The organism is uncultured Sulfitobacter sp. (genome assembly GCF_947499945.1).
Lineage (GTDB): Bacteria > Pseudomonadota > Alphaproteobacteria > Rhodobacterales > Rhodobacteraceae > Sulfitobacter.
Map to the genome: position 1 here is coordinate 1,299,072 of NZ_CANMQD010000001.1, position 26,354 is coordinate 1,325,425.

Annotated in this window: 27 protein-coding genes; 16 read left to right on the top strand and 11 right to left on the bottom strand. The window is 55.1% G+C overall.

Annotated elements, in window-relative coordinates; translation table 11 throughout:
• Nucleotides 1-52: 52 nt before the first annotated feature.
• Entirely contained in the window at nt 53-1,024 is a 972-nt protein-coding gene (locus tag Q0775_RS06525; protein ID WP_298858573.1) for a TAXI family TRAP transporter solute-binding subunit, read from the bottom strand.
• A gap of 406 nt (nt 1,025-1,430) precedes the next feature.
• Between Q0775_RS06525 and Q0775_RS06530 the strand changes: the two genes are divergently transcribed.
• Complete coding sequence (locus Q0775_RS06530) at nt 1,431-3,053, top strand: FMN-binding glutamate synthase family protein (RefSeq protein ID WP_298858575.1); 1,623 nt, start codon at nt 1,431-1,433, stop codon at nt 3,051-3,053.
• On the opposite strand, the gene Q0775_RS06535 is transcribed toward Q0775_RS06530, so the two are convergent.
• On the bottom strand, nt 3,031-3,867 hold the full coding sequence (locus Q0775_RS06535) for a hypothetical protein (RefSeq protein WP_298858576.1): 837 nt from the start codon (nt 3,865-3,867) through the stop codon (nt 3,031-3,033). The genes Q0775_RS06530 and Q0775_RS06535 overlap by 23 nt on opposite strands.
• Before the next feature lie 108 nt (nt 3,868-3,975).
• Entirely contained in the window at nt 3,976-5,358 is a 1,383-nt protein-coding gene (gene gabT / locus Q0775_RS06540) for a 4-aminobutyrate--2-oxoglutarate transaminase (RefSeq protein ID WP_298858577.1), read from the bottom strand.
• A 195-nt stretch (nt 5,359-5,553) separates the two neighbouring features.
• Between gabT and Q0775_RS06545 the strand changes: the two genes are divergently transcribed.
• Nucleotides 5,554-6,105, top strand: a complete 552-nt coding sequence (locus Q0775_RS06545) for a cupin domain-containing protein (protein ID WP_298858578.1) — start codon at nt 5,554-5,556, stop codon at nt 6,103-6,105.
• A gap of 227 nt (nt 6,106-6,332) precedes the next feature.
• On the opposite strand, the gene Q0775_RS06550 is transcribed toward Q0775_RS06545, so the two are convergent.
• The 3 genes from Q0775_RS06550 to Q0775_RS06560 form a co-directional block, all read right to left on the bottom strand.
• Nucleotides 6,333-7,991, bottom strand: a complete 1,659-nt coding sequence (locus tag Q0775_RS06550) for a histidine kinase dimerization/phosphoacceptor domain -containing protein (RefSeq protein WP_298858579.1) — start codon at nt 7,989-7,991, stop codon at nt 6,333-6,335.
• Between the two features lie 66 nt (nt 7,992-8,057).
• Nucleotides 8,058-8,615: an RNA polymerase sigma factor gene (locus Q0775_RS06555; protein ID WP_298858580.1), complete on the bottom strand. Its 558-nt coding sequence runs from the start codon at nt 8,613-8,615 to the stop codon at nt 8,058-8,060.
• A complete protein-coding gene (locus Q0775_RS06560; RefSeq protein WP_298858581.1) occupies nt 8,612-8,770 on the bottom strand; it encodes a NepR family anti-sigma factor in 159 nt (52 codons plus the stop codon). Before Q0775_RS06560 ends, Q0775_RS06555 begins: the two co-directional genes overlap by 4 nt.
• A gap of 104 nt (nt 8,771-8,874) precedes the next feature.
• Between Q0775_RS06560 and Q0775_RS06565 the strand changes: the two genes are divergently transcribed.
• The 3 genes from Q0775_RS06565 (at nt 8,875) to Q0775_RS06575 (ending at nt 10,466) form a co-directional block, all read left to right on the top strand.
• A complete protein-coding gene (locus Q0775_RS06565) occupies nt 8,875-9,684 on the top strand; it encodes a response regulator (protein ID WP_298858582.1) in 810 nt (269 codons plus the stop codon).
• A gap of 124 nt (nt 9,685-9,808) precedes the next feature.
• On the top strand, nt 9,809-10,126 hold the full coding sequence (locus Q0775_RS06570; protein WP_298858583.1) for a DUF883 domain-containing protein: 318 nt from the start codon (nt 9,809-9,811) through the stop codon (nt 10,124-10,126).
• 1 nt (nt 10,127) lies between these two features.
• The gene (locus Q0775_RS06575; protein WP_298858584.1) at nt 10,128-10,466 is read left to right on the top strand and encodes a hypothetical protein; all 339 of its coding nucleotides are present in this window, start codon (nt 10,128-10,130) and stop codon (nt 10,464-10,466) included.
• Between the two features lie 7 nt (nt 10,467-10,473).
• On the opposite strand, the gene Q0775_RS06580 is transcribed toward Q0775_RS06575, so the two are convergent.
• On the bottom strand, nt 10,474-11,430 hold the full coding sequence (locus Q0775_RS06580) for a YihY/virulence factor BrkB family protein (RefSeq protein ID WP_298858585.1): 957 nt from the start codon (nt 11,428-11,430) through the stop codon (nt 10,474-10,476).
• A 150-nt stretch (nt 11,431-11,580) separates the two neighbouring features.
• On the opposite strand from Q0775_RS06580, the gene Q0775_RS06585 reads away from it, so the two are divergent.
• Nucleotides 11,581-12,861: an acetylornithine deacetylase/succinyl-diaminopimelate desuccinylase family protein gene (locus tag Q0775_RS06585; RefSeq protein WP_298858586.1), complete on the top strand. Its 1,281-nt coding sequence runs from the start codon at nt 11,581-11,583 to the stop codon at nt 12,859-12,861.
• A gap of 4 nt (nt 12,862-12,865) precedes the next feature.
• On the opposite strand, the gene Q0775_RS06590 is transcribed toward Q0775_RS06585, so the two are convergent.
• Nucleotides 12,866-14,104: an Hsp70 family protein gene (locus Q0775_RS06590; RefSeq protein WP_298858587.1), complete on the bottom strand. Its 1,239-nt coding sequence runs from the start codon at nt 14,102-14,104 to the stop codon at nt 12,866-12,868.
• 126 nt (nt 14,105-14,230) lie between these two features.
• On the opposite strand from Q0775_RS06590, the gene Q0775_RS06595 reads away from it, so the two are divergent.
• Nucleotides 14,231-15,709, top strand: coding sequence for an ABC transporter substrate-binding protein (locus Q0775_RS06595; protein WP_298858588.1), 1,479 nt, complete (start codon nt 14,231-14,233; stop codon nt 15,707-15,709).
• A gap of 102 nt (nt 15,710-15,811) precedes the next feature.
• Nucleotides 15,812-16,228, top strand: a complete 417-nt coding sequence (locus Q0775_RS19965) for a DUF1294 domain-containing protein (protein ID WP_366863221.1) — start codon at nt 15,812-15,814, stop codon at nt 16,226-16,228.
• Here the strand turns inward: Q0775_RS19965 and Q0775_RS06600 are convergent.
• Nucleotides 16,119-17,255 carry an acetoin utilization protein AcuC gene (locus tag Q0775_RS06600; protein WP_298858589.1) on the bottom strand — a complete coding sequence of 379 codons (1,137 nt, stop codon included), beginning with the start codon at nt 17,253-17,255 and terminating at the stop codon, nt 16,119-16,121. The two genes, Q0775_RS19965 and Q0775_RS06600, sit on opposite strands and share 110 nt — an antisense overlap.
• Before the next feature lie 136 nt (nt 17,256-17,391).
• On the bottom strand, nt 17,392-17,829 hold the full coding sequence (locus Q0775_RS06605) for an HdeA/HdeB family chaperone (protein ID WP_298858590.1): 438 nt from the start codon (nt 17,827-17,829) through the stop codon (nt 17,392-17,394).
• 191 nt (nt 17,830-18,020) lie between these two features.
• On the opposite strand from Q0775_RS06605, the gene Q0775_RS06610 reads away from it, so the two are divergent.
• The 8 genes from Q0775_RS06610 to Q0775_RS06645 are packed head-to-tail and all read left to right on the top strand — an operon-like array spanning nt 18,021 to nt 25,563.
• Nucleotides 18,021-18,968, top strand: coding sequence for an ABC transporter permease (locus Q0775_RS06610; RefSeq protein ID WP_298858591.1), 948 nt, complete (start codon nt 18,021-18,023; stop codon nt 18,966-18,968).
• Between the two features lie 31 nt (nt 18,969-18,999).
• Nucleotides 19,000-19,815, top strand: a complete 816-nt coding sequence (locus tag Q0775_RS06615) for an ABC transporter permease (RefSeq protein WP_298858592.1) — start codon at nt 19,000-19,002, stop codon at nt 19,813-19,815.
• Complete coding sequence (locus tag Q0775_RS06620; protein WP_298858593.1) at nt 19,812-21,410, top strand: dipeptide ABC transporter ATP-binding protein; 1,599 nt, start codon at nt 19,812-19,814, stop codon at nt 21,408-21,410. The genes Q0775_RS06615 and Q0775_RS06620 overlap by 4 nt, the downstream gene beginning before the upstream one ends.
• Nucleotides 21,407-21,757, top strand: coding sequence for a cupin domain-containing protein (locus Q0775_RS06625; protein WP_298858594.1), 351 nt, complete (start codon nt 21,407-21,409; stop codon nt 21,755-21,757). Before Q0775_RS06620 ends, Q0775_RS06625 begins: the two co-directional genes overlap by 4 nt.
• Nucleotides 21,758-21,761: 4 nt before the next feature.
• A complete protein-coding gene (locus tag Q0775_RS06630; protein WP_298858595.1) occupies nt 21,762-22,757 on the top strand; it encodes a P1 family peptidase in 996 nt (331 codons plus the stop codon).
• Entirely contained in the window at nt 22,744-23,550 is an 807-nt protein-coding gene (locus tag Q0775_RS06635; RefSeq protein ID WP_298858596.1) for an alpha/beta hydrolase, read from the top strand. The genes Q0775_RS06630 and Q0775_RS06635 overlap by 14 nt, the downstream gene beginning before the upstream one ends.
• The gene (locus tag Q0775_RS06640) at nt 23,540-24,916 is read left to right on the top strand and encodes a tetratricopeptide repeat protein (protein ID WP_298858597.1); all 1,377 of its coding nucleotides are present in this window, start codon (nt 23,540-23,542) and stop codon (nt 24,914-24,916) included. Before Q0775_RS06635 ends, Q0775_RS06640 begins: the two co-directional genes overlap by 11 nt.
• A 56-nt stretch (nt 24,917-24,972) precedes the next feature.
• Nucleotides 24,973-25,563 (top strand): DUF805 domain-containing protein, encoded by a 591-nt coding sequence (locus Q0775_RS06645; protein WP_298858598.1) that lies wholly within the window; start codon nt 24,973-24,975, stop codon nt 25,561-25,563.
• Nucleotides 25,564-25,603: 40 nt separating this feature from the next.
• Here Q0775_RS06645 and Q0775_RS06650 read toward each other — a convergent pair whose 3' ends face one another.
• Nucleotides 25,604-26,299 carry a fumarylacetoacetate hydrolase family protein gene (locus Q0775_RS06650; RefSeq protein WP_298858599.1) on the bottom strand — a complete coding sequence of 232 codons (696 nt, stop codon included), beginning with the start codon at nt 26,297-26,299 and terminating at the stop codon, nt 25,604-25,606.
• Nucleotides 26,300-26,354 lie beyond the last annotated feature (55 nt).

The window sequence follows — 26,354 nt, forward strand, 5'->3', positions numbered from 1 at the left end:
AAAGCGGCGGACACTTTCATCCGCCGCTCCGTTGTCTTAACGCGCGAGGCGCTTATTCGATCCAGCCACGCTCTTTGTAGTACTTCGCGGCACCATCATGCAGAGGCGCGGACAAGCCTGCAGAGATCATGTCTTCTTCTTTGAGGTTCGCAAACGCAGGGTGCAGACCCTTGAAGCGGTCAAAGTTATCAAACACTGCTTTTACAGTCTGATAGATCGTGTCTTCGTCAACATCAGAGGAGGAAACAAACGTGGCTTTTACACCAAATGTGTTCACATCCATGTCCGTACCTTTGTACATGCCACCGGGAATGGTCGCTGCGGCGTAGAACGGGTTGTCGTTAATCAGACCGTCGATTTCAGGACCCGCAACTGTGATCAGCTCCGCATCAATTGTGGAAACTGCTTCCTGAATGGAACCGTTCGGGTGGCCAACGGTGTAGATGATCGCATCCACTTTGTTGTCGCCCAAAGCGGCTGCCTGCTCGGCAGGCTTCAACTCGGATGCAAGTGCGAAATCATCCAGCGTCCAACCTTTTGCAGCCATCACAACTTCCATTGTGGCGCGTTGACCGGAACCGGGGTTGCCGATGTTGACGCGCTTGCCTTTGAGGTCGTCGAACGTCTTGATGCCGCTGTCTTTGCGCGCAATCACGTTGAACGGCTCACCATGGACCGAGAATACGGCGCGGAGCTTGTCGAACTTCTCACCCTCAAACTTGGACGTGCCGTTGAATGCGTGGTGCTGCCAGTCGGACTGGGCCACGCCCATATCCATATCACCCGCCTTGATTGCGTTAATATTTGCAATGGAACCACCTGTGGATGGCGCCGTGCACTTCAAACCGTGATCAGCGGAGCCGCGGTTTACAAGGCGGCAAATCGACTGACCTACCACAAAATAAACACCCGTCTGCCCACCAGTACCGATGGTGATAAACTTCTCCTGCGCGAAGGACGCAGTACCCGCCAGCATGGCACCTGCAAAGGCACCAGCGACAGTGATCGTCTTAAACATTGTCATTATCGATATCTCCCGTTTGTGTCACAAGAGCTCCATAAAATGCAGCTCTCATTCTTGTGTCGGAAAGCGGAATATCCAAATAAGCAGACAAGCTGCACTTCTTCTTAACTTCCTGACCTCCCGTTCCGGTTTGCAGTCCAGCAAAGGACCACATCCGGAATCTTGTTTGAGCGTAGGCAGCTTTCTTAAAATGAGCAAGCGATCTATCGAAGACTAATGCACATATATTCATCGCCCTGTTTAATATATGTTATTTGCACAAAAATCGCTCAATTTCTCTTATAACTTCCAAAACCTTACGCTAATCACACTCACGTAATGCTGTGCTGCAACCCTTGCCAACCAGCCTCTTAATGGGCTCTAAACCCTTGCACGCTAGCTATTGCGCAATCAGCCGGAGCACTTGATGTCGAATTTATCGAAACTCACCCGTTACAGCACTTTTGCGGGGGTCTTGATCCTCACTTTTTTGAGTATGCTCGCGATGTTCGGCTGGTCTGGTTGGTTCGTGTTGCCCTTTATCGTCTTTGCTGCGCTTTCACTGCTCGGTCTAAACGATGTCCGTCAAAGCGCACATTCTGTTTTGCGAAATTATCCTGTGCTGGGTCATGTCCGTTTTTTAATGGAAAAAATTCGTCCCGAAATCCGCCAATACCTGCTTGAAGATGATCAAGAAGAAGAGCCGTTCAGTAGAGATCAGCGCAGCCTAGTCTATCAGCGTGCCAAGGGTCAGGAAGATGCGCGACCATTCGGCACGAAAAAGCGGGTCTACGAAGGCGGCTACAGCTGGGTCACGCATTCGGTCCATCCTAAGCATATCGAGAATACGAATTTTCGCATCACTATCGGCGGCGCGAGTTGCGCACATCCCTACAGCGCGTCGATCTATAATATCTCCGCGATGAGCTTTGGCTCACTTTCTGGTCCTGCGATTAAAGCCCTCAATATGGGGGCAAAGGAAGGTCAATTCGCCCATGACACTGGCGAAGGATCGGTCAGCCGCTACCACAAAGAGGGCGGTGGCGATTTGATTTATCAAGTAGCTTCGGGCTATTTCGGCGCACGGGCGGAAGATGGCAGTTTTGATCCTGATAAGTTCAGCGTTACAGCGCAATTGCCGCAAGTAAAGATGATCGAGATCAAGCTGAGCCAAGGTGCGAAACCCGGCCATGGAGGGATGCTTCCCGCAGGAAAAATCACGGAAGAAATCGCAGAGGCGCGGGGCATCCCGATGGGTGAAGACTGTGTGTCTCCCGCAGCACACTCCGCTTTTTCAACGCCAATCGAGATGTGCGAATTCATCGGCCGCTTGCGGGAGTTGTCGGGCGGAAAGCCCGTCGGCTTTAAGCTGTGCATCGGTCATCAGCGCGAATTTATGTGCATGGTCAAAGCCATGCTGAAAACGGGCATCTACCCCGACTTCATCGTTGTTGATGGCGCTGAAGGTGGCACTGGTGCGGCCCCTCTTGAATTTGCCAACCATGTGGGGATGCCAATGGTCGAGGGCCTCACATTTGTCCATAATACGCTGCGCGGTGCCGGCATCCGCGACCAGATCAAGTTGGGCGCTGCCGGCAAAATTGTGTCCGCATTTGATATCGCACGCGCACTCGCGCTTGGTGCAGACTGGTGCAACTCTGCACGGGGGTTCATGTTTGCTATTGGTTGCATTCAGGCGCAGGCCTGTCACACCAATCATTGCCCTGTTGGTGTAGCGACCCAAGACCCGCTGCGGGCACGCGCACTTGATCCCGATCACAAGTCAAAACGTGTGGCTCGTTTCCACCGTGAAACACTGGACGCATTGGGCGAGATGACAGGAGCAGCTGGCTTATCTGACCCCAGCGGGTTTTTGCCCCATCACTTGATGCAGCGCCTTTCAGACCGCTCAATGGTTCAGGGGAATAAGGCATTTCCTTATCTGCCCATCGGCTTCCTGATCGATGAGGACGCTCCAGATCATAAAGGCTATAAGGACCGCTGGTCCCGTGCAAGCGCAGATACTTTCAGTCCGCCAGAATATGCCTAGCACAGCCCAGCGCTTCAAAGGCAAGATCAAGACCTTTAGGCGGTGTTTTCACAATTCGCCCATCCTGAACACACCGCGCAATTAGCGCACCAGGGGTTGGCATCTGTGAATCACGGGCGGCGCCTGTGATCCCTGTGCCATGAATCATAAATGTCTGGGAGGCGATGGGTTGGGAGGCGTAACCTTGCCACCATATCAGATCAGCTGGTTTGCCAAAAATACCCTTGGACATGAACCGCACCCGCAACCCCTCCATTTCGGGTTGCCCGCTAAGGATCCAAACATCATTGCCATACCCCCCGACTGGAGGCTCGGCAGATATCAGAGTACTCCCTCCGATTTTGAGCATGTCAGGACTCACCATACCTGTCAGTTGGGCAAAGCGACCCTCAATCCGCTTCAGATTGCTAGTGATCGCCTTTTCGCCACTCCATAATCCACTGATCGCAAAGGTCTGCCCAACCTTGATCTCCGTATCTGGCGGAATGTGGATTGGACTGCCCAAAATCGTGGCGGTGTTGCCCTGCACAGCACTTACGGGGCCAACAACAGGATAAACCTCAAGTATCCGCAAGGCAGTCAGTCGCCTTTCGAGCAAAACAGCAGCAATGGCTAAGGTGTCGCCAACAGTAATCTCTTGCCCCGGACCTAAAACACTGATCACGGAAACGCCTGCGGGCACATCAATTTCTTGGCCCGCAACAACCAGAGGCGTCGCACGGTCAACTGTGCCGAAAATACCCAAACGTATGGATTCCTCAGGCAAGGCGGCTGTTGGCAAAAACACTAAGATAAATACAGCCCAAAGCCGCATAGAAGAACTCCCTAGCGCATCAATACTGCCAAACATAGCCATCCCCAACGCAAAACGCGCGAAGGTTTCCCCCCGCGCGTCTGATTCCGGAACAAATGCGAAGCTGCGTTAGGATGCAGTTTCGGCAACTGCCGCCGCAAGTGACGCTTCAAAGATCGCGAGACCTTCATCGACAATCTCTTCTGACGCTGTCAGCGGCACCATCACGCGGATCGCATTACCGTGCATCCCACAGCTGAGCAGCAGAAGACCCCGCTCAAGCGCATGTGCGATGATTCGCTTGGTCAGCGCTGCGTCGGGTGTTGCAGAAGCGAAATCAGTCACAAACTCGACAGCGACCATCGCGCCAAGGCCACGAATGTCCCACATGCGGTAAGGTGCCGCGCGCGCACCGATCTCGGCAAAGCGTGCCTTGAGTTTGTCCCCCATCGCGATCGACTTGGCCAGCAAACCCTCATCCTCAATTGCAGTGATCGCAGCTAGGGCCGCTGCACATGCGACAGGATTACCACCGTATGTGCCTCCCAATCCGCCAGGGATCATCGCATCCATAACGTCAGCACGGCCGATAACACCCGCCAGCGGATAACCACCCGCCATGGATTTCGCCACTGTGATCAGGTCAGGCACAACGCCGGAATGCTCAATCGCAAACCACTTGCCCGTGCGGCCAAATCCGGCCTGCACTTCGTCGGCAATCAACATGATACCGTGCTGATCACAGATTTCGCGCAGCGCTGTCATCATCTCGAACGGCACTGGAGTGTAACCACCTTCGCCCAAAACAGGCTCGATGATGATACAGGCGATACGCTCGGGCTGTGCATCGGTTAGGAACAGATTTTGCAGACCCGTCAGCGCGTCCTCAACTGTGATACCATCACGTGTATTCGGGAAAGGCGCACGGAAGATATCGGACGGGAATGGGCCGACGTCTTTTTTGTAGGGGCTAATTTTGCCAGTCATGCCGAGTGTCAGCAGGGTGCGACCATGGTATCCGCCAGTAAAGGCAATGACACCAGGGCGGCCTGTGGCGGCGCGGGCAATCTTGACGGCGTTCTCGACCGCTTCGGCACCTGTTGTGACCAGCAATGTCTTTTTGGGCGCATCACCGGGAGCCAACTCGTTCAGCTTTTCGGCAAGCTCGATGTAGGGCGCATATGGCACCACCTGAAAGGAAGTGTGGGTGAACAAGTCTTCTTGGGCTTTTGCCGCGGCGATGACTCCGGGGTGACGGTGACCTGTGTTTAGAACACCAATACCGCCAACAAAGTCGATAAAGCGCTTACCATCGACATCCCACAGCTCCGAATTCTCGGCGTAGGACGCATAGACAGGTGCCGCTGAAGCAACACCGCGGGGCACAGCAGCTTCGCGACGACGGATCAGATCTTCGTTTGTGTAAACTGTCGGTTCTGCCGCTTCGACGATCGCGATTTGGGGTTTTTTCTTTGCGGATTTGCGCGGCGTGCGCTTTGCAGTGTTGGCCATGATGCATTCCTGAAATAAGAGTTGAGACCAACGCGGCCTATCCCGCGTTTAAAAAACCTTTCTCTGTGTTTAATTTAATTGTCAATCTGGATAATCGGGACACTTGTGTTTTTCAGTGCCTAGTGATCAATTCGGCAAAACATCGCTGGCTCAAACTCCAAGCTGTGCGAAAAATATCAAAACAGGACTGGTTCTTTGGACATTGGGCAACGCCTTAAACAAATTCGAATCGCTCAAGGGCTTTCTCAGCGCGAGCTGGCAAGCAGGGCAGGACTAACAAATGGCACCATCTCCCTGATCGAAACGGACAAGACCTCGCCTTCTGTCGCTTCGTTGAAGAGTTTGCTTGATGCAATTCCCGTCTCCATGGCGGAATTTTTTGGTGCCCTTGAAGAGCAGAGCAGCCCAAAAGTATTTTATCGCGCTGATGAATTTACCCAAGTGGCACCGGCGGGTCCCGGCCAAGTATCCCTGCGTCAGCTGGGCAATGCGCGCGACCACAGCTTGCAAGTGCTCCACGAGACTTACCCACCAGGTGCAGATACTGGCCCTGAATTTCTAAGCCACGATGGCGAAGAAGCGGGTATAATTACCAAAGGCGAGATCGAGCTCACTGTGGGTGACGCAATCACTGTGTTGAAAGTTGGAGACGGCTACCTCTTCGCGAGTCGCCTGCCCCACCGCTTTCGCAACATTGCCACGACGCATTGTGAAATCGTAAGTGCGTTGACGCCCCCAGTTTTTTAGAGGGCGCCATCACCTGCGGTTCTGAGGTTTCGCCCGACTTCCGGCACGTGCAGAAGTCATTGAAATAATGATCACGGCGACCATCGTAAGGATCACAACACCGCCGAAAAACATCTCTAACGTCATCTCCGGCTCCTTTGATTGGCTTCACACAAGCCCAACAAACATAGTCGTTAGAAGTTCCGATCTGACTTGAAAACAATACGCTCTACAGAGACAAGCGTTGCTCAATAGTCGTAGATGGCCTTGTCCGACTGCGGAACAGGAAAATCGAGTGACATAAGATACATGCCGTCTTCTTCGCTCACTTCAAGTGTCCCGTTTAATTGCCGTGAAAACGCGAGAATAAGACGGGACCCGAGGCCAGTTCCTTCTTCAGGCGGCGCTCCACCCGCTGTGTTCACAATACGAAGCTGGGCCCGCTCTGGTTCGATGAGCTTCAGACTCACTTCAATTTTGGAATTTTTCGCCTGACCTCGAGGCACATATTTTAGGGCATTGGTCACGGCCTCGGATGTCAGAAGCGACAAGGGTGCAGCATCGTCAGGCCCGATTAGAATACTGTCATAGTCCTCAATCACATCAATGCCCGCATTCGTCTCCATCCCGACTTCGAGACTGCGCGCGACAATCTCACGTAGCAGCGTACCTGCGTCCACTCGTGACATCTCGTTGTCTTGATACAGGCTCTTATGCACGGTCGCCAAACTAAGGATCCGGTCTTGGAGTCGTTGCAGAACGCGCTTGTTCGCCTCGGTCGGTGCTTGACGGATTTGCATGTTCATGATGGAGGAGATCAATTGCAGATTGTTTTTGACCCTGTGGTGCACTTCTTTGAGCAGCATATTCTTTTCGCGCAGACTGTCTTCCAGTCGCGCCTCATCTTGAAGAATAGACCGCGCCATACCAAGAAACGATTTTTCCATCGCAACGATCTCGACAGGCACCTGCTCTCCCAGCGGCTTACGCGGCAAGGTACGATTGAGCGCGAAATGGCGCATCTGGCGGCCCAACTTGCTGATATGAATGATTGCTAATCTATTAAGCGCCCAGAACGCGACAACCAAACTCGCGACCCACATTATAATGGGTAAAAGTGACGAGAGGCGGCTGGAAAAGTCAGTCTCTAAAAGGGCAGTATCGCTGGGCCAGACACTCATGGCAAAGACCGTGCCCTCCACCATAGGGATCACCGCATACACACGGTCGATCCCCTCGGCATTTCGGGCGGTAAATACCTGCCGCGTATTTCCGGTCAACTGTTTCAGCGGATATGCCTCGGGCAATTCAAGTTCAGCAAAACCTTGCTCTTGCTCGGACGTTACAATCTCGCCCATATCGTTGAATGTAATCATCGAAAGTGGCGATCGAGTTGGATCTTCCATCTCTCTCGTTTCCAAAGCATCACGACTGATCGAAATGAAGAAAAAACCAATGGCTTCATCGTCCTCGAACAACGGAACAGTAACAACAACGACAGCCGCGCCAGAGACACGCCCCTGATCAACTGCGGTAACGGTACGAACAGAGCGGGCCACAGCCTGCTTAAAAACAACTGATTCAGAAAGATCAAAGGACTGATGCGTAGAGGAACAATCCATCTTCCCGTTCACATCAATGAACCCAACCAAACGGTACTTGCTCACTTCTTCCTTGTAGCTTTTCAGGAAATCCGAACACTGACGCGGGTTGTCGCGCACAAGCTTTACAACAGATGTAAGCGCACGGCTCGCGCCTAGTGCTTCTTGCAGTAAGGACCGCTCGGTCGCTGCCGCCTGTTCCGTCACCGCAATAAGCGATAACTCTGCGGTACGCTGGCTTTGGTCTGCAATTTGCTGAGTCTGAATAAATGCGATCAGGCCAATCGGCAGAAGGGCCAGCGACAAAAACAGAAGGACCCGAAAAGCCAGCCCCCCAAAGAGGCTATTGCGCAAAAAACCTGAAGTCATCGGTTAGAAACTTGCTACTTTAGATGCAGACAGGACAGACATCGTTGCATCGTCCGTCATCTCCATTGCTTCGTCTTCATTGAGGCCCATCAGGTCAGCGAGTTGAGCCCGGGCGCGGTTAACACGGCTCTTTACTGTGCCAACCGCCACACCGCACATCTCAGACGCTTCCTCATAAGAAAATCCGGAAGCACCAATCAACAAAAGCGCCTCGCGTTGTTCGTCCGTGAGTTTGCCCAATGCTACACGAAAGTCATTCATCTGAAGATGTCCGTCGTGAGCCGGCTTTTCAGCAAGGCTTTCGGTAAACACACCATCAATATCAGCCACCTCTCGCCGCGCTTTGCGCCGTGAGGAGTAGTAGGTGTTGCGTAGAATAGTGAAGAGCCACGCGCGCATGTTGGTGCCCACATGAAACTTGTCCATGTTTGTCCATGCTTTGACTAGGGTATCCTGCACCATATCATCAGCAATCGCTCCGTTTCGCGTCAGAGATATTGCAAAGGCACGCATTGCAGGCAAGTGTTCAACCAATTCATCACGTGGATCAGAGCTACTCACTGCTCGGCGCCCTGCTCGGTATCTTGATGTTTTAGTTGTTCGAGCAAATTCTTGAACCGATCAGGAACGCCCTCATCCATTGCCTCTTCGTACACGCGGCGCAGATTTTCATCGATAACTCTCTCGCGCGATGTATTTTTATCCTGATTTGCCATTTAATCCCGACCGAAACATGTAAAAAACCACATTGACTACGGAACCAAACGCGCTCCGACTGCGTTTGGTTCCGGAAAAGATAAGAAAAAAAGGATCAGCTCGGATGAGTGATGCACCAACAGATCAAAGTGTAAGCGACCAATTGGGAAAATTCATCCCCTACCTTCGCCGATATGCACGCGCGCTAACAGGAAGCCAAGCCAGCGGCGACGCATTTGCGGCTGCCTCCTTAGAGGCTATTTTAGCGGATCGTTCTGTATTGGACGGTACTGATGTTAAAACCGGGTTGTTCCGCGTTTTATACGGTATCTGGGCAAGTGCAGGTGCGCCTGTAGAAGAAGGCGAATCAGGTGCACGCGCCAAGGCCCAGAGGCACCTAGCAAAGCTCACCAATAACAGCCGCGAAGCGCTGCTTCTCTACACGATCGAGGGGTTTTCCTACGGGAGTATCGCCACAATCATCGGCGTTGACGCGACAGAAGCCGAGGCACTGGTCGGGATTGCGCGTCAGGAAATGGCCGACAGTGTAACAGGTTCCGTTATGATTATTGAGGATGAAGCCATCATCGCAATGGATATTGAGAGCATCGTCGCGGACATGGGTCACCGCGTGACTGGTATTGCGCGTACCCGGGACGAAGCGGTTGCGCTGGGTCGCGCTGATAGCCCTGACCTCATCCTTGCTGATATCCAACTTGCCGATAATTCATCCGGTATTGACGCCGTCAATGATCTGCTCGCTGAGCTGGGCCAGCGGCCTGTAATTTTCATCACCGCCTTCCCCGAGCGTCTACTGACTGGCGACAAGCCAGAGCCCGCCTTTCTAATTTCCAAACCTTACACCGAGGATCAGGTCATTTCAGCGGTCAGTCAGGCCATGTTCTTTTCCTCTACAGAAACCCTACACGCCTGAAAAAATCACCGTAATTCTGCGAAAAAGGAGCCCTACCAGAAAGGTGGGGCTTTTTTTTATGGAACATCTTACGGGGGTCAGGGGTTTGCTTTGCAAGATTAACCAAAACCAAGGAGAGCACGACATGGCAAAGACCAGCGCAACCCTGAATATTGCAAACGCAAAAGAACTTTCAGTTGATGACCTCGCTGCACAAATTCAAACCTTGAAGGATGATCTGTCAATTCTGACGCAAACTCTTTCGGAATACGGCACGGCCAAAGCAGAGAATGCTGCACAGACAGCTCAAGCAAAAGCAGCCGAGCTGAAGGCCGCAGGTCAGGATAAAGTGGTCGAAGCACAGCTTCATGCTGAAGAATTCGTGCGCACACAGCCCGCGACATCTCTTGGCCTTGCAGCTGGCCTTGGATTTCTTGTTGGCATGATAGCGGCACGCCGCTGAGATGATCAGCGCCATTGTAAATAAGGCCCGCGCCAAAGCCGAACATACAGCAGGCACAGCCGCGATAGGTCTAGGAGCCAGCCTTGCACTTGGTGTAGGGCTGGCTTTCTGGACTGGTGCGGGTTGGCTGTACCTCATTACCGTAACAACACCCCTCAACGCTGCAATGATACTTGGTGCGCTCTATACTGGCGCGGGGTGTATTGGTTTTGCTGTGGTTGCGACCCGCCGACAGGCTCCGATAACTAAGGAACCAGTGGTGGAAACTTCTCCCACTTTCGATAATATTATGAGTGCGTTCATGTCAGGTGTAACCGCTGGAGCCCGCACCCGCTCATAGCTTCAAATCATGGTATGGGCTGTGCCGGTGTCCCGTCTGCCTGCTCTTCCGCCGGGGCGTCAACCAAATCACCAAATGGTGATGCCGCCTCGGCTATATGCTTTCCGTAAACATGTTTCTCTACTTGGGCATTTACGACAGCACCCAGCAAGATCAGAAAACTGCTCAGCCATAACCACACCAGCATCGCAATCACTGCCCCGATTGAGCCATATACCTGATTGTAGTTTCCAAAATTCGCCACATAGTAAGAAAACGCCACCGATAGGGCGGCCCAGCTTACCACTGCGACCACCGCTCCTGGTCTTATTGACCGACGTCCTTGGTTTTTTTTCCTGTTCGGACCAAAGCGGTACAAAACGCTCACTCCTGCCAGTAAAATAGTGACAGCAATCAGCCAGCGCAATGCCTCAACAAGGATGCCTGTCACACCGCCCAAAGGAAAAAATGCCAAAATTACAGGCGCAACAACAAGCGTTATCAGAGCAACAATTCCTACGCCAACCAGCGCAAGTGTCAGGAAGAACGCACGAACATAGTGAGAAACGGTAGCGCGGTTTTTCTCACCATGCACCGCATTTAATCCGGTCATCATCGCGGCAACACCCGCCCGAGCTGACCACAAGGCCACCAAGATAGAAATCGCCCCGGCCCATCCAAGCGTATCAGGGCTTGTCGTGACCAGGCTCACAATTTGAGCATAGAAGATTTGATAAACGTCATCCGGCAGCAGGCCTCGCATATTCTCAAGCTGCGCCACAACAATGTCAGGATCAGCCACAAGGCTCAGCAAAGCGATCAACGCGGCAATCGCAGGAAACACCGAGAGCATACCGAAGAAGCCGACGCCCGCCGATACAAGTGCAAGATTAGTGTCACCAATCTGCAAAAAACCTTCTTTGAGCGCCGCCCAAGTTTTGGCTAGCCCCCCTTCAGGGACTGAACTCAAATCCGCTTTACTCATCTGATATCCTCAATGTGTACTCTTGCCACTATCGCCTGCGGACATCGCTACATGCAAACATCCAATTCAGACCTTGCACACGGGCGCAGTTGCGCAATGATACTCATCTAACGCACAGGCTCGCTAATTCGTTCAATAAAAGGGCGCACTATGGTCACTCCTCTCTCACAAGCCATCACCGCAAAGCGCGATGACCTTATTGCTCTAACCCAAGACTTAATCCGCATACCAACCCTAAACCCCCCTGGTCGCGACTATCTTAGGATCTGCGAATACCTTGACCGCAGGCTCACGGCGCACGGGTTTGAGACACAATTGATCCGTGCCCACGGCACACCGGGTGACAGCATGAGATATCCCCGCTGGAACATCATCGCACGCCGCGAAGGAAAGCGCAGCGGCGAATGTGTCCATTTCAACAGCCACACCGACGTGGTGGAAGAGGGGCAAGGCTGGACTTTTGACCCTTTTGGCGCAGAGCTTGTAGATGGTAAAATCTACGGACGCGGAGCTTGTGATATGAAGGGCGGTCTCGCCGCCTCCATTATCGCAGCCGAAGCATTCATCGAGACATACAGTGACTTTGCAGGCGCAATCGAGATTTCGGGCACAGCAGACGAGGAGTCAGGCGGATATGGCGGCGTCGCCTATCTGGCAGAGCATGGCCACTTCAACCCCGCCCGTGTGCAGCACGTTATCATTCCCGAACCGCTGAACAAGGACCGCATATGCCTTGGCCACCGCGGCGGCTGGTGGGCCGAGATCGAGACGATGGGCGAGATCGCGCACGGCTCCATGCCATTTCTCGGCGATTGCGCCGTCCGCCATATGGGTGCAGTGCTGAATGAATTCGAGAATAAGCTCTTTCCCGCGATGGCCCTGCGCACCACCGATATGCCCGTCGTGCCAGAGGGCGCACGCAGCTCTACAATGAACATCAATTCCATCCATGGTGGCGCAAAGGAGCAAGACGACGATTTCGACGGCCTGCCCTCCCATTGCGTTCCCGACAGTTGCCGCATCACAATCGACCGCCGCTTCCTTGCCGAAGAGCCATTGGATGATGTCCGTGACGAAGTAACTGCTCTGCTCGAAGGACTGCGAGTCACCCGTCCCGATTTCGACTACAAGCTGACTGAGATAAACTCTGTCTTGCCCTCAATGACCGACCGTGATGCCCCCGTAGTGCGGACGGTGGCAAAAGCGATCCAGGATGTCATGGGCAAAGACCCCGAATATGTCGCCTCTCCCGGCACGTACGACCAAAAACATATCGACCGCATCGGGAAACTGAAAAACTGCATCGCTTACGGTCCGGGTGTACTGGAGCTGGCCCATAAACCCGATGAATGGATCGGCGTCGATGACATGATCGACAGCGCTTGCGTGATGGGTGCGGCGCTGGAGACGCTACTGCTGACTAAAGGCTAACGCATCATTCAAACGCCCGCGCACTGGCAAGGCTAAGCCCGTCCACAATCGCGGTGAGCGCGTGACCATGATGCACCTGCGCCTGCGGAAAGACAGCTTGCAATGCACCGCGTGTAACTTGCATCAAACTTGACCCACCCACAAATACCAGATGCGTCACGGCCTCGGGTGCAACTTCGGCTTGCGCCATTGTCACCAGTGCCGCAGCACCCATCTCGTCTGCCATGGGCCGCAGCAGCGCCTCAACCAGACCATCGCCCAGCGCCACGGCCAACCCGCGCTCTACTACACCCAGATCAATTGCGCCTGCGCCAGTGCCATTAGCCGCAATCTTTCCCGCTTCCACAGCAAAGGCGATATCATGCCCCAACTCGTCCTCCAGCACGGAAACAAGCCGCGCAAACAGATCAGGCTCCACCGCGTATTGGGCTAGATCCTTTGCCAGACGGCGGCTGTCGGGGGCATAGAGAAATGGGATTTTCTGCCACGTTGCAAGGTCGTTAAAGATCGTTGTTGGGGCGGTATGCGTCTCGTTGCCAAAGGCGTGGCGTATCTGACTTCCCCGCCCCAAAAGCGGCATAACAGTCTCTAAACTCACCATGCGGTCAAAATCAGTCCCGCCCAGACGCACACCGTGGCTGGCCAGAATATCGATCGCATCCGCCCCGTTGCGGAAAAGTGTAAAGTCGGACGTACCGCCACCAATGTCGACAATCAGCCCCAAATCACCTTCGGCCAACACATCACGGTTGGCCAGTGCCGCCGCCTCCGGCTCATACATAAAGGCAACGTCATCAAAACCTGCCCGCAGATATGCTTCCCGCAGGTCCACTTCGGCCTGCGTATTGCGGGCATCATCACCGTGAAACCGCACAGGACGGCCTGACAGGGCACGCTCGAACCGCTCGCCTGTTTGCGCCTCCGCTGCGACTTTTACCCGCCCCAAAAACCTTGAGACGACATCAATGAAATCGAGCTTTTCACCCAGCAAGTTCCGTTTTTCGCGCATCAAGGGCGCGCCCAACAGGCTCTTGACTGCCCGCATATAGCGCCCCTCCTCACCCGCGAGCAGTGCAGCACCAGCGTCTGACCCAATCAGCATCTTCTTGGTGTCGAAATCAAAGAACACTGCGGTAGGCATCGTCATATCACCAGCCTCAAGCTGGATCAGATGGGCAGCGCCATCCCGCGTGATACCCGCCGCCGAGTTTGACGTCCCGAAATCCACACCCAAAACTGCCATGCTCAATCCTACCTTCGCTAAAGCGCGCAGGCCTACCCCAGTGCCAATGCTGCCGCAAGGTTTCTCCTAGCCAACATGTGAATCGTCGCTTAACCTTTCACTCGAAACACAACGAGGGAGTCTCTCATGTTCAAACTGTCCCCACTCTTGCTTGGTGTCAGCGCTGCCGCATTGCTGGCTGGCGCCGCCATGGCAAAAGATGATCTCACAATCGCTATCCAGCTTGAGCCACCGCACCTTGATCCGACCAGTGCCGCCGCAGGTGCTATCGACTCCGTGCTTTACTCTAACGTGTTCGAAGGGCTGACCCGCTTTGATAGCGCAGGGGGCGTGATCCCCGGTCTGGCAAAAAGCTGGGAGATTTCCGAAGACGGGCTGACCTATACCTTCATGCTGAACGAGGGCGTAACGTTTCATGACGGCACGACAATGGACGCTGAAGATGTGAAATTCTCCCTCGACCGCATCGGTGCCGAGGACAGCGCAAACGCACAAAAAGCGCTCTACTCTGCAATCTCCGAAGTTAACGTGATCGACCCGATGACCTTCGAAGTGAAACTGTCGGAGGCCAACGGCAACCTGCTCTTCAACCTTGCATGGGGGGACGCGGTTATTGTCGCACCCGAAAGCATCGAGGGCATCAAACAGACGCCCATCGGCACAGGTGCCTTCAAGTTCGACAGCTGGACACAAGGCGACAAGATTGAGCTGTCGCGCAACGAAAGCTACTGGGGCACGCCTGCCGTACTCACCAATGCTACATTCAAATTCATCTCTGATCCCACCGCCGCCCTTGGCGCGATGATGGCAGAAGACATCGACGTCTTCTCGGGCTTTCCCGCGCCCGAAAACCTGCCACAGTTCGAGGCAGATCCACGGTTTCAGGTCCTCGTCGGCTCCACCGAAGGTGAGACGATCCTGTCCACCAACAACAAGATGCCGCCCTTTGACAACGTGAAGGTCCGCGAAGCATTGGCCCACGCCATCGACCGTCAGGCGATCATTGACGGCGCGATGTTCGGATACGGCACGCCCATCGGCACACATTTTGCACCGCACAACCCCGCCTATGTCGATCTGACCGCGATGAGCAGCTATGATCCCGAAAAGGCAAAAACACTCCTCGCCGAGGCTGGCTTTGCAGACGGGTTCGAGACAACACTCTTCCTGCCACCCCCCTCCTATGCACGTCGCGGCGGCGAGATCATCGCCTCGCAACTGGCCGCAGTGGGCATCAAGGCCGAGATCACAAATGTCGAATGGGCGCAGTGGCTGGAGTCAGTGTTCAAAGGCAAGAACTTTGGCCTCACCATCGTGAGCCACACCGAGCCGATGGACATCGGGATTTACGCCAACCCCGAGTACTACTTTCAGTACGACAATCCCGCGTTTCAGGAGTTGATGACCAAACTCAACATAACAACCGATCCCGAGATGCGCAAAATGATGTTGGGTGATGCGCAGAAAATGATCTCTGGCGACTACGTCAACGGCTACCTGTTCCAGCTCGCTGCACTCTCGGTCGCAAAAGCAGGTGTTCAAGGCCTGTGGGCGAACCAGCCAACCCAAGCCAATGATCTGACCGCCGTAAGCTGGGCCGACTAACCCGCAGAGCGCACCACTGGGAAACTTTCTGATAAAGGCCCCGCGTGTTGGGGCCTTTATGCGTTAAATCGCGCGGATCGCCCCACATCTGGATCACACGTCATGATATTCCTCATCACGATCTTTGTCTATTTTGTTGGCGTGAACATCTTTGCCTATCGCGCTTTTGCAATCGACAAGCGCAAGGCGATCAACAACGACCGGCGCACATCTGAGAAAACGCTGCTGTTTTGGGCAAGTATCGGGGGGTGGATCGGTGCGAAAATCGCCCAGCACAGACTCAGACACAAAACTCACAAACAACCCTTCGGAAGCGAATTAAACTTCATCGGGATGCTTCAGGTCGCCTGTATGGTCTTATTCATTGGAGTGTTTACCGCGCTCGCATTTGTCCCGACAGGTGCAAATTTTAGGCGCCCTGCACAGACGGCAAGTCCCGTGCCGCAAGTTGTGCAACCCGTTGACGGACAACTCTTGATATCACTCCGCCCTCCTGCCGCGCGTCCTGCAACGTGGTGAACCAATGCTCTGGTGGGTTGCGGCCACGGCTGTTGCCTTCAAACGTAAGCGCACGCAGGACATCTTGCGCTGCTTTGGGGAGCGTCCCTCCCAAATCATGACCGTTGAGTACACCCCACACACCCGTCCACAAACGACCAACCGTCCACGGATTATACCCACCACCGCCCAAAACCAGCAACCGTGGTGCACCCAAAGCCATCAGCCCCCGCAATATATCCCAATGGGCATTATTGCTGAGCCCCAGATGCGCTAGCGGATCATCCACCACACCGTCAGCACCACAAAGGAACACAATCGCATCAGGCTCGAATGTTTCAACTTTCGGCAGGATCAGAGCGTCACGCACATGCGCCATCTCGGCATCATTGAAACCGCGCGGCACGGGTAAATTGATCGCATTTCCGCCTGCATCATCGTCAATCAGCCCAGTGCGCGGCCACAGGCGCTCTTCGTGGACAGAAATCATCAGGCAGTCAGGGTCGCTAGAAAACCCCTCTGCAACACCATCGCAATGGTGCGCGTCAATATCGATATAGGCAATGCGGCGGACGCCATGATGGCGCAGGGACAACATTGCCAGCACGGGATCATTGAGATAGCAAAACCCGTTCGCCCGCCCAGGCAGGCCATGATGCGTCCCGCCGGCAGGATTGTAGATGACCCCTTCATCGGCCAGAAGCTCCCCTGCCAAGATTGACCCCCCTGCCGCAGTAGCTGGTCGGCGAAAGATCTCTGGAAAAACAGGATTGGTCACAGACCCGATATCGAACCGTGCCAGATCATCGGAAGTAGCTTCTTGTGCTGCCTCCACACGTTGTAGCGCCGCGAGATAGTCAGGGTCATGCCAGACCTCAAGCGCCTTCGGCTTGGCGCGGGGCGATGTGATAAATTGCTCAGAAGGGAGCCACCCAAGCGCACGGCTCAGGTCCATTACGGTGGACACCCGCGGCACACGCAACGGATGAAACCGCCCATAACTGGAACCACGAAAAATCTCGTGCCCGATGAAAAGAGGGTGCTGCACTTGCAATGGCCTAGCTTGGTAATTTTAGACAGATAGTAGCGCACAGGGTGATCGACACCCCAATGATAGCAAATATCTTTCTGACATGAAAAAAGGGCCGCATAATGCGGCCCCTCCTCATTGGTATCTGATGGTTTTAGCGTGTACCGCTTTGACCAGCAGCCGCTTCAGTTACCATGGCATCCCAGTTCCGCGAGCATGTGCGGTTCAGCAGCGCCATTTTTTCCGCCATTGCGGTCTCATCGTCACCTGCCATCACGGTGGATGTCGCAGTTGCGGTGCCGTTGTTCTCTGCCAGAGTCTGTACTGAGCCTGTTGTGCTTTCCTCGGCTTTCTCACCCTCGGTCGCGTTGGTCGCTGTTGCTGTTCCGTTGTTGTCCGCAATTGTTGCGTCGGACACACCGGTGATGTCGGCGATTGCCATCATTGCGACCTTATCGCGGTCAGCTCCCGACAGCTCATTGTACTGCTCGCATGTCATGTTACCTACATCAAGGTGGGCCGCCGCAAATGCTGGCATTGCTGTTGTAAGGGCAAGGGCTGCGATAGCTGTAGTCTTGAAAAGACGTGTCATAATAAACTCCTGTGTTGCAACGCAGTCAGTGCGCTGCTTCGTTGATAAGACAATGCAAAGCTTGCCGTCTTCGTTCCGATTTTTTTGATAAACAATGTTTGGAACCAATACGCAGGAAGTGCGTTGCCGCTGCCCTCATATTGGACAGTTCTGGCTGGACCCCTCCCCCAACTGCGCCTAGGCTTCAACTGATGTTGCGGTATACTTTCAAACGCTTGTTGTCCTTGATTATCAGCCTCGCCATCGCGTCGCTGGTGATTTTTGCCGTTATCGAAATCGCACCGGGTGATCCGGCATCCTACATGCTGGGTATAAACGCGCAGCCCCAGACATTGGCCGCTTTGCGCGCCGAACTTGGTCTCGATGTGTCCAAAGTCGAGCGGTACATCACATGGATCACGGGCATGTTGAGTGGTGATTTCGGCACTTCCTATACCTACCGGACCCCTGTCGCTGATATGGTGGCGGCGCGGTTGTGGGTTTCTTTACCGCTGGCCGTTTACGCACTCATGCTCTCGACTCTTATCGCCTTCCCTGCGGGCATCTATGCGGCGGCACGACGCGGGCGTGCGGGAGATATGGGTGTGATGGGTGCCACACAACTCGGTGTGGCAATCCCCAACTTCTGGTTCGCGATGATTTTGGTTCTGCTCTTTGCGATAAAACTACGCTGGTTTGCAGCGGGCGGTTTTGTCGGCTGGGACGAAGGATTTTTCGCGGGGGTTCATTCCCTGACGCTCCCCGCAATTGCCCTCGCCCTGCCCCAAGCGGCGATTCTCGCTCGCGTCATGCGCTCGTCCCTACTGGATGTCTTGGGCGACGATTTCATGCGCACCGCACGCGCCAAAGGGCTGACTGAGTGGCAGGCGCTCCGCCGTCACGGTCTGCGCAACGCTATGATCCCCGTCCTGACAATCATAGGGCTGCAATTCTCCTTCCTGCTCGCAGGGGGCATCATCATTGAACAGGTCTTCTACCTGCCAGGCCTTGGCCGGCTCATCTTTCAGGCCATCTCTGCCCGCGATCTGATTGTGGTGGAAAGTGTAACGATGCTGCTGGTCTTTGCTGTGATCTTTGTGAATTTTTGCGTTGATCTGGCATATGCAGCCGTCGATCCCCGCCTGCGGGGGCGCGCATGACACATTTCGATCCCGGCTTGCGGAGCCGCACATGAACCGCAATTTGACCATTGGCGCACTGCTAGCGGGAACCTTTATCCTCGCCGCACTGGTATCATTTTTCTGGACGCCGTTCGACCACGCGACGCTCAGCATTCCAAACCGACTACAAGCACCCAATGGCACAAACTTGCTCGGGACCGATCACTTTGGGCGCGATATCCTAAGCCTGATTATGGTGGGCGCACGGACCTCTATCGCGGTGGCGTTGGTAGCCGTCGGCATCGGGATGTGTCTTGGCATCCCCCTTGGCCTGTGGGCGGCGGCGCGGCGTGGCAGCCTCATCGACGAAATCATCATGCGCGGTAACGATCTGGTCTTTGCCTTCCCATCTCTTGTCATCGCGATCCTGATCACTGCTGTCTTTGGCGCAGGCGCCATCAACGCCATAATCGCCATCGGCATCTTCAACATCCCCGTCTTTGCCCGCATCACACGCGGCGCGGCGCTGTCGCTTTGGGAGCGGGAGTTCATCCTCGCCGCCCGTGTCTCTGGCAAATCCAGCCTGCGCATTTCCGTTGAGCATATCCTGCCCAACGTCACCAATCTCCTCATTGTGCAAAGCACCATCCAATTCTCCCTCGGCATCCTCGCCGAAGCAGGCCTGAGCTATGTGGGCCTTGGCGCACAACCACCCCTGCCCTCATGGGGGAGAATGCTTGCCGATGCCCAAACCATGGTAAGCATCGCACCACATATGGCGCTCATGCCTGGTTTTGCGATCATCCTCACGGTGCTGGGGCTGAACCTGATGGGAGACGGTCTGCGCGACACCCTTGATCCACGGCTCAGGGTAACACGCACATGACCCTATTGTCTGTCCAAAACCTCAATCTATCGATCCACAGCTATTCGATTTTGCGGAACATCAGTTTTGACATCTTGGAGGGGGAGATCGTCGCCATCACAGGCGAAAGCGGCTCTGGAAAATCCATGACAGCACTGGCCACGATGCAATTGCTCCCGCGCGGGACAACCTCGCAGGGCCACATCATGCTGGACGGTAAGGACCTTCTCGCACTCAGCGAAAGCGACCTCTGCGCCCTGCGCGGCAATGACATTGGCATGGTATTTCAGGAACCGATGACTGCCCTCAACCCCGTCAAAACCATCGGCGATCAAGTGGCCGAGACGATCCTCATTCACAAACAAACCACCAAGGCGCAAGCGCTGGAGCAAGCGGCCCGGACCCTCACCCGCGTGGGCCTGCCGCAAGAACAATTCCCCCTGTCCCGCTTTCCGCATGAGTTGTCGGGCGGTCAGCGCCAGCGCGTTGTCATTGCCATGGCCATCGCCCTGCGCCCGCGCCTCCTGATCGCTGATGAACCGACAACTGCACTGGACGTCACAACCCAAGCGCAAATCCTCGACCTGCTCACTACCCTTGTGCGCGAAGACGGGATGGGCCTGATGATGATCACCCATGACCTTGCCGTTGTTGCAGACATGGCCGACCGTATCATCGTCATGCGCGAGGGAGAAATAGTTGAGCAAGGGCAAACTAAAAACCTCCTGCGCGAGATGCAGCACCCCTATACGCGCATGTTATTCGCGGCCTCTTCGCATAAGGTCGACCTACCCCAAACAGAGGCCGCGCACCCCCTGCTCGAAGTTACAAACGTTAGCCGCGACTACCATACCCCGCGCAAGACTTTATTCGGCAAAACGGGCAAGTTCCGCGCGGTAAAAAACGTCAGCTTCACACTACACAAAGGGGAGCGTTTGGGTCTCGTCGGCGAAAGTGGCTGCGGCAAATCCACCCTCACCCGTGCCTTGCTTGGCCTCGAGCAAGTGCAGGAAGGCACGATCACTCTCGGCGGCGAACCCGTTTTCACAGGCAACAAACCAAACCTCGCCGTGCGCCGCCGCATGCAGGTGGTGTTTCAGGACCCCTTTGGCAGCTTCAACCCACGCCACCGTGTTGCCCGCCAGGTTACCGAGCCGTTTCACCTGCTCGACACCCCGCCCATCGGCGCAGCACGCCAGAATGCAATTGATGAAGCACTGACTGCTGTGGGCCTCACGCCCGCAGACGCAAATAAATACATCCACGAATTTTCTGGCGGCCAGCGCCAGCGCATCGCCATCGCCCGCGCGTTGATCATCCGTCCCGACCTTATCGTCTTTGACGAAGCGGTGAGCGCGCTGGACGTCTCGGTGCGCGCACAAATCCTCGACCTTTTGGTGGAGTTATGTGAGGCTTATAACCTCAGCTATCTGTTTATCTCCCATGACCTCAGCGTCGTGCGCACAATCACTGATCGCGTGTTAGTGATGAAGCAAGGTGAGATTGTCGAGCGTGGCGACACTGAAGCCGTGTTCACCAACCCGCGCCACGCCTACACAAAATCCCTCATCGACGCAGCGCCAGTGCTGCCCGACCTGAAAGGCATCCAAGCATGACCCCTATTAACCTCACTGAGAAGCTCATCCATATTAGCACACATTGGGACCCGCATGTGATCGCGGACTACAACGAGAATGATGTTATGGTTGTCAAATTCGCTGGCGAGTTTCCCTATCACTTGCATGAGGACACCGACGATTTTTTCCTTGTCCTGAGCGGTGAAATGACCATGGACATCGAGGACGAAAGCCATAGCGTCAAAGCTGGGGAACTGTTCATCGTGCCACGCGGTGTGTCCCACCGCCCCCGTGCCGCGCAAGAATGTCACGTCCTGCTGATCGAGCCGAAAGGTACCCCCAACACAGGCGATACCAGCACCGCCAGCAGCAAACCGAGGCTCTAATAGTATGAAGGTCGGCCCTACAAACAGCCTCACAGATGTCGGCGGCCTGCGTGTCGGCAACGCGCACGATGCCACCCTGCAATCAGGTACAACAGTTGTTTTAGGCGACACGCCTTTTACCGCTTCTGTCGCCGTCATGGGCGGTGCCCCCGGCACGCGAGAGACTGACCTGCTGGCTCCTGATAAATCCGTGGTTGCCGTTGATGCACTGGTGTTGTCGGGCGGCTCTGCCTTCGGGCTCGACGCTTGCTCGGGCGTGGTGGACGGGCTGCGCGCTGACGGTCGGGGGTTTCGTGTCGGTGCTGCTCAAATCCCCCTCGTCCCGGGTGCGATCCTGTTTGATCTGCTCAATGGCGGAGCCAAGGATTGGACCGAAAACCCTTATCGCGCCCTCGGCCTTAAAGCCTACCGAAACGCCTCAGAGCAGTTCGAGATCGGCAGCGTGGGCGCAGGTACAGGTGCGCTCACCGCGATGCTCAAAGGGGGGCTTGGCACGGCATCCCTACAACTACCCGACGGCAGCACCGTCGCCGCCCTCGTCGCCGCCAACCCTGTCGGTGCCGTAACCACACCTGGTGATCGCCATTTCTATGCCGCCCCCTTCGAGATGGGTGGCGAGTTTGGTGGTATTGGTCCTGACCCAGCCAGCGGTCTGGGCCTCAGCCGTGAAAGCCGCAAGATGAATGCGATGTCCGCCCGAGCTAACACTACAATCGCTATTGTTGCCACAAATGCAGTGCTAACAAAGGCGGAATGCCACCGTGTCGCGACCGCGGCCCATGACGGGATCGCCCGTGCCTGTGTGCCCGCACATACGCCAAATGATGGTGATCTGGTCTTTGCGCTGACCACAGGTGCGCGCCCCGCTGCGGACGTTTTGCTTACGGGACACGCCGCCGCACTGTGCCTCTCACGGGCCATTGCGCGTGCGGTTTATGAGGCAACCCCTGCCGAGAACGATATCATGCCTTGCTGGAGGACTGCCAATGCCAGCATTTGAGCAAGGCGCAGTATCCCTCCATTATGAAATCTCAGGCGACGGCCCACCACTTCTACTGATCGCAGGGATGATGAGTGATAGCGCAAGCTGGGCGCCACTTGTCCCACGGTTGGAGCCGCATTTCACCGTTATTCGCCCTGACAATCGGACTACTGGACGCACAATGCCGATTGATGCTCCCGCGTCTGTCGATCTCTTTGCAGCAGATTGCGCTGATCTCCTCAGCCATCTGGACCCGGGCCCTACACATGTCATGGGGCACTCTTTAGGCGGAATGATCGGGATGCGGCTGACATGTGCACATGCCGGTCTTGTCAAATCCCTGACATTTGCTGCCTCTGCACCAATACGATTGGAGCGGAATGTAGCATTGTTCAGAAACCTCGCAGCAATTAGGCAAAGCAATGCGGCCCCAGATGTGTGGCTGAATGCTTTATTCCCATGGCTTTTTGCACCTACATTCTTTGAGACTGAAGGAGCCGCAGAGCAGGCGGCGATGCTATCTCTCGCCTATCCCTTCGCTCAAAGTGCCGAAGCAATGCTACATCAGATTGCGGCCTTGGATGGCTATGTTCCAGATCACATCAAAAACATCCCCTGCCCCACGCAGGCGTTACTGGCGCAAGGCGATTTACTGCTGCCTGCCCATCTGGCCAAGCCTTCTTTGGGCAATATCCCTGTGCATACGATCGCAGACGCGGGGCATTCGATCCACTGGGATGCTCCAGATGCAGTTGCCGCGCACCTTATCGCATTCATCGCCCAACATGAGGAAGACCGACATGACAACTGATCTCTATGGCCTCGAAGTAACCTGCGACAAGGCGGCAACACTGACGGCGATCAACGACTTCATCCATGGTTTTCTCAGCTACCAACCAAAAGCCACGAACATCCTTGCGGCAGCTGATGCCGATCCTGAATGTGCGCTGGCGAACGCCTATGCCGCATTGTTGTGGATGTTCCTCGAAGCGCCTGTTGCGCCGCAAAAGGCCGCTCCCTACATCGTCCGCGCCCAAGAAGCGCGAGAGGGGATCACCACGCGCGAAGGGCTAATCATTGATGCTGCCGCCGCATGGACGCAGAACGACGTGCCAAATCTGCTTAGGATTTGTGACGAGATCACCACGGATCACCCCCGCGACATGGCCGTACTCAAACTCGCACAATACCATCTTTTCAACCTTGGCGATGCGACGGGAATGTTGCGCATGGCACTCAAGGCACTGCCAGAGGCAGAAGACATCGCCTATGCCCATGGGATGGTCGCGTTCGGCTATGAACAATGCCATTTGATCAGCCGCGCCGAGAGAGCTGCACGTCACGCCATGGCGCTGCAACATGATGAGGCGTGGGCCCATCACGCCATTGCCCATGTCATGCTGACCGAAGGGCGTGTTGCCGAGGGTGCCGCGTTTATGGAAAGCGTGGCCAAAACTTGGGGCGGGTTAAATAGCTTCATGCGTAGCCATAATTGGTGGCATCTGGCACTGTTTTATATCAGCCTTGGCCGTCACGACGACGTGCGCAAAGCTTATGACACGCATGTCTGGGGACTAGCCAAGAATTACTCGCAGGATCAGGTTGGCGCGACATCCCTTCTGGCGCGAATGGAGTTTGCAGGCGTTGATGTAGGCGACCGCTGGGGTGACGTGGCCGATCATGTCGCCACGCGCGGTGCGGATACAGTGAGCCCGTTTCTGACTCTGCAATACCTCTATGCCCTCGCCCGCACCTCACGCCCAGAGGCTAGGCCGTTGATGCAGGCGATTGTGGCCCGTGCACAAGACGACACTCAGTACGACCACATTGCATGGCGCGATGTCGCCCTTCCCGCAGCGCAGAGCATCATCGCACACAGCAAAGGCGATTGGGACACCGCGATTACCCAAATGGCCCGCGCGCTCCCGCGTATGTCCGAATGCGGCGGCAGCCATGCCCAACGCGATCTATTTGAGCAAATTCATCTGGATGCCTTGGTAAAAGACGGTCGCGCATCCTCGGCTCAGCAAGTTCTGGAAATGCGGCGGACTTATGATCCGGATGGCGTGCCTCTCAATATGCTTTTGGGTGACATATACGACCAGACAGGCCTGCCCGCCCTCGCCGCAGAAGCACGCGCTCGGGCAAATCAAACGCTCATCTCGCAGAATCCTTGAGGCAATCAGGACTGCACGCTAGGTTAAAGTAATTTTATAGAAGGTTAGGCCAGATTATGAGCAAAGATTGGTATTACGCCGTTGAAGGCACGTCAAACGGACCGATCAGCGAGGTGGAGCTTAAAGAACTCGTCGCAGTTGGCACAATTCGGAGCGATACACTTGTCTGGCAGGAAGGTATGGCAGATTGGCTACCCTATGCACGTGCACAAGGAACGCAGAGCGCTGAGCCTCTGCCCCCACGAACGCCGTCAGGTGGGGGACACGATCCTGCCCGCGATGACGCCAATACATTCATGGGCGCGCTCAAGGACGGCTTTGCCCGCTTTGTCGATTTCAAAACCCGCTCAACACGGTCGCAATACTGGTGGTTTACGCTGTGGTCGATTATCGTCAGCGTTATCACAGGTGTCATCGATCTGTCCTTGGGCATGGGCGACACAGGGCCTATAGGCCTGATGGCTTCCCTCGTTTTCTTCCTGCCCTCAATCGCTGTTGCAATCCGGCGCTTGCACGATATTGGCCGAACAGGATGGTGGATGCTCCTTGTCTTTATTCCGCTAATTGGGTGGATCGTGTTGATCGTCTTCTACTGCACCAAATCCGAACCAACGCCGAACCAGTGGGGCCCAGAACCACAGCACTAAACTATACCCCTCTTGGCACACCTGCTAGGAGGGGCTCGCCTTAAGCGCGCGGGCCGATGGTAATTTCCAATTCAGCGATTCCATCAACACCTCCGGTGATGACATCCCCTTCAACCACTGCCGCTACACCCGCCGGTGTGCCTGTCATCACCAAATCGCCCGACGCCAATGTCATCCCTTGGCTCAGCGTTGCGACGTGTTCGGCAACGGACCAGATGAGATCAGCAATATCAGCATCCTGACGAACCTCCCCGTTCACCGCGAGCCAGATACGGGAGTTTGTAAGACTGGGAACATCAGAAATAGGTTTGAGTGCGGCAATGGGTGCCGAGAGGTCAAATGCTTTTGCCCAATCCCAAGGGCGGCGCGTTTGCTTGGCCTCGGCCTGCAAATCGCGACGGGTAAGGTCGATACCAACAGACGCGCCCCAAATGTGGTCCATCACATCCTCGGGCGCAATATTGGCCCCGCCTTTGCCAATCGCGATTACCAACTCAATCTCGTGGTGCAGATCGTGCGTCAGCGGTGGATAAGGTATGGTGCAAGGAGTGTCACAAGCGGCATCCGCAGGCTTGGTAAAGAAGAATGGCGGCTCGCGGTCAGGATCATTCCCCATTTCGCGGGCGTGCGCCTCATAATTTCGCCCAACACAAAATATTCGACGCACAGGAAAACGCGCATCAGTGCCCTGCACAGCAAGGCTTGCTTGAACGGGAGCTGGAAAAACAAAATCCATGAGCGGAACCTTTTAGATGGTGGGTGTATCATATCAGACTAGACCCAACACCCTT

What these genes read in the sequence shown, in the direction of transcription:
- Q0775_RS06585 (WP_298858586.1), top strand. Translation starts at nt 11,581, where the DNA reads ATGGTCACTCCTCTCTCACAAGCCATCACCGCAAAGCGCGATGACCTT.
- Q0775_RS06615 (WP_298858592.1), top strand. Translation starts at nt 19,000, where the DNA reads ATGAACCGCAATTTGACCATTGGCGCACTGCTAGCGGGAACCTTTATC.
- Q0775_RS06650 (WP_298858599.1), bottom strand. Translation starts at nt 26,299, where the DNA reads ATGGATTTTGTTTTTCCAGCTCCCGTTCAAGCAAGCCTTGCTGTGCAG.
- Q0775_RS06525 (WP_298858573.1), bottom strand. Translation starts at nt 1,024, where the DNA reads ATGACAATGTTTAAGACGATCACTGTCGCTGGTGCCTTTGCAGGTGCC.
- Q0775_RS06640 (WP_298858597.1), top strand. Translation starts at nt 23,540, where the DNA reads ATGACAACTGATCTCTATGGCCTCGAAGTAACCTGCGACAAGGCGGCA.
- Q0775_RS06575 (WP_298858584.1), top strand. Translation starts at nt 10,128, where the DNA reads ATGATCAGCGCCATTGTAAATAAGGCCCGCGCCAAAGCCGAACATACA.
- Q0775_RS06595 (WP_298858588.1), top strand. Translation starts at nt 14,231, where the DNA reads ATGTTCAAACTGTCCCCACTCTTGCTTGGTGTCAGCGCTGCCGCATTG.
- Q0775_RS06570 (WP_298858583.1), top strand. Translation starts at nt 9,809, where the DNA reads ATGGCAAAGACCAGCGCAACCCTGAATATTGCAAACGCAAAAGAACTT.
- Q0775_RS06590 (WP_298858587.1), bottom strand. Translation starts at nt 14,104, where the DNA reads ATGGCAGTTTTGGGTGTGGATTTCGGGACGTCAAACTCGGCGGCGGGT.
- Q0775_RS06565 (WP_298858582.1), top strand. Translation starts at nt 8,875, where the DNA reads ATGAGTGATGCACCAACAGATCAAAGTGTAAGCGACCAATTGGGAAAA.
- gabT (WP_298858577.1), bottom strand. Translation starts at nt 5,358, where the DNA reads ATGGCCAACACTGCAAAGCGCACGCCGCGCAAATCCGCAAAGAAAAAA.
- Q0775_RS06605 (WP_298858590.1), bottom strand. Translation starts at nt 17,829, where the DNA reads ATGACACGTCTTTTCAAGACTACAGCTATCGCAGCCCTTGCCCTTACA.
- Q0775_RS06580 (WP_298858585.1), bottom strand. Translation starts at nt 11,430, where the DNA reads ATGAGTAAAGCGGATTTGAGTTCAGTCCCTGAAGGGGGGCTAGCCAAA.
- Q0775_RS06535 (WP_298858576.1), bottom strand. Translation starts at nt 3,867, where the DNA reads ATGCGGCTTTGGGCTGTATTTATCTTAGTGTTTTTGCCAACAGCCGCC.
- Q0775_RS06630 (WP_298858595.1), top strand. Translation starts at nt 21,762, where the DNA reads ATGAAGGTCGGCCCTACAAACAGCCTCACAGATGTCGGCGGCCTGCGT.
- Q0775_RS06620 (WP_298858593.1), top strand. Translation starts at nt 19,812, where the DNA reads ATGACCCTATTGTCTGTCCAAAACCTCAATCTATCGATCCACAGCTAT.
- Q0775_RS06610 (WP_298858591.1), top strand. Translation starts at nt 18,021, where the DNA reads ATGTTGCGGTATACTTTCAAACGCTTGTTGTCCTTGATTATCAGCCTC.
- Q0775_RS19965 (WP_366863221.1), top strand. Translation starts at nt 15,812, where the DNA reads ATGATATTCCTCATCACGATCTTTGTCTATTTTGTTGGCGTGAACATC.
- Q0775_RS06530 (WP_298858575.1), top strand. Translation starts at nt 1,431, where the DNA reads ATGTCGAATTTATCGAAACTCACCCGTTACAGCACTTTTGCGGGGGTC.
- Q0775_RS06625 (WP_298858594.1), top strand. Translation starts at nt 21,407, where the DNA reads ATGACCCCTATTAACCTCACTGAGAAGCTCATCCATATTAGCACACAT.
- Q0775_RS06560 (WP_298858581.1), bottom strand. Translation starts at nt 8,770, where the DNA reads ATGGCAAATCAGGATAAAAATACATCGCGCGAGAGAGTTATCGATGAA.
- Q0775_RS06635 (WP_298858596.1), top strand. Translation starts at nt 22,744, where the DNA reads ATGCCAGCATTTGAGCAAGGCGCAGTATCCCTCCATTATGAAATCTCA.
- Q0775_RS06645 (WP_298858598.1), top strand. Translation starts at nt 24,973, where the DNA reads ATGAGCAAAGATTGGTATTACGCCGTTGAAGGCACGTCAAACGGACCG.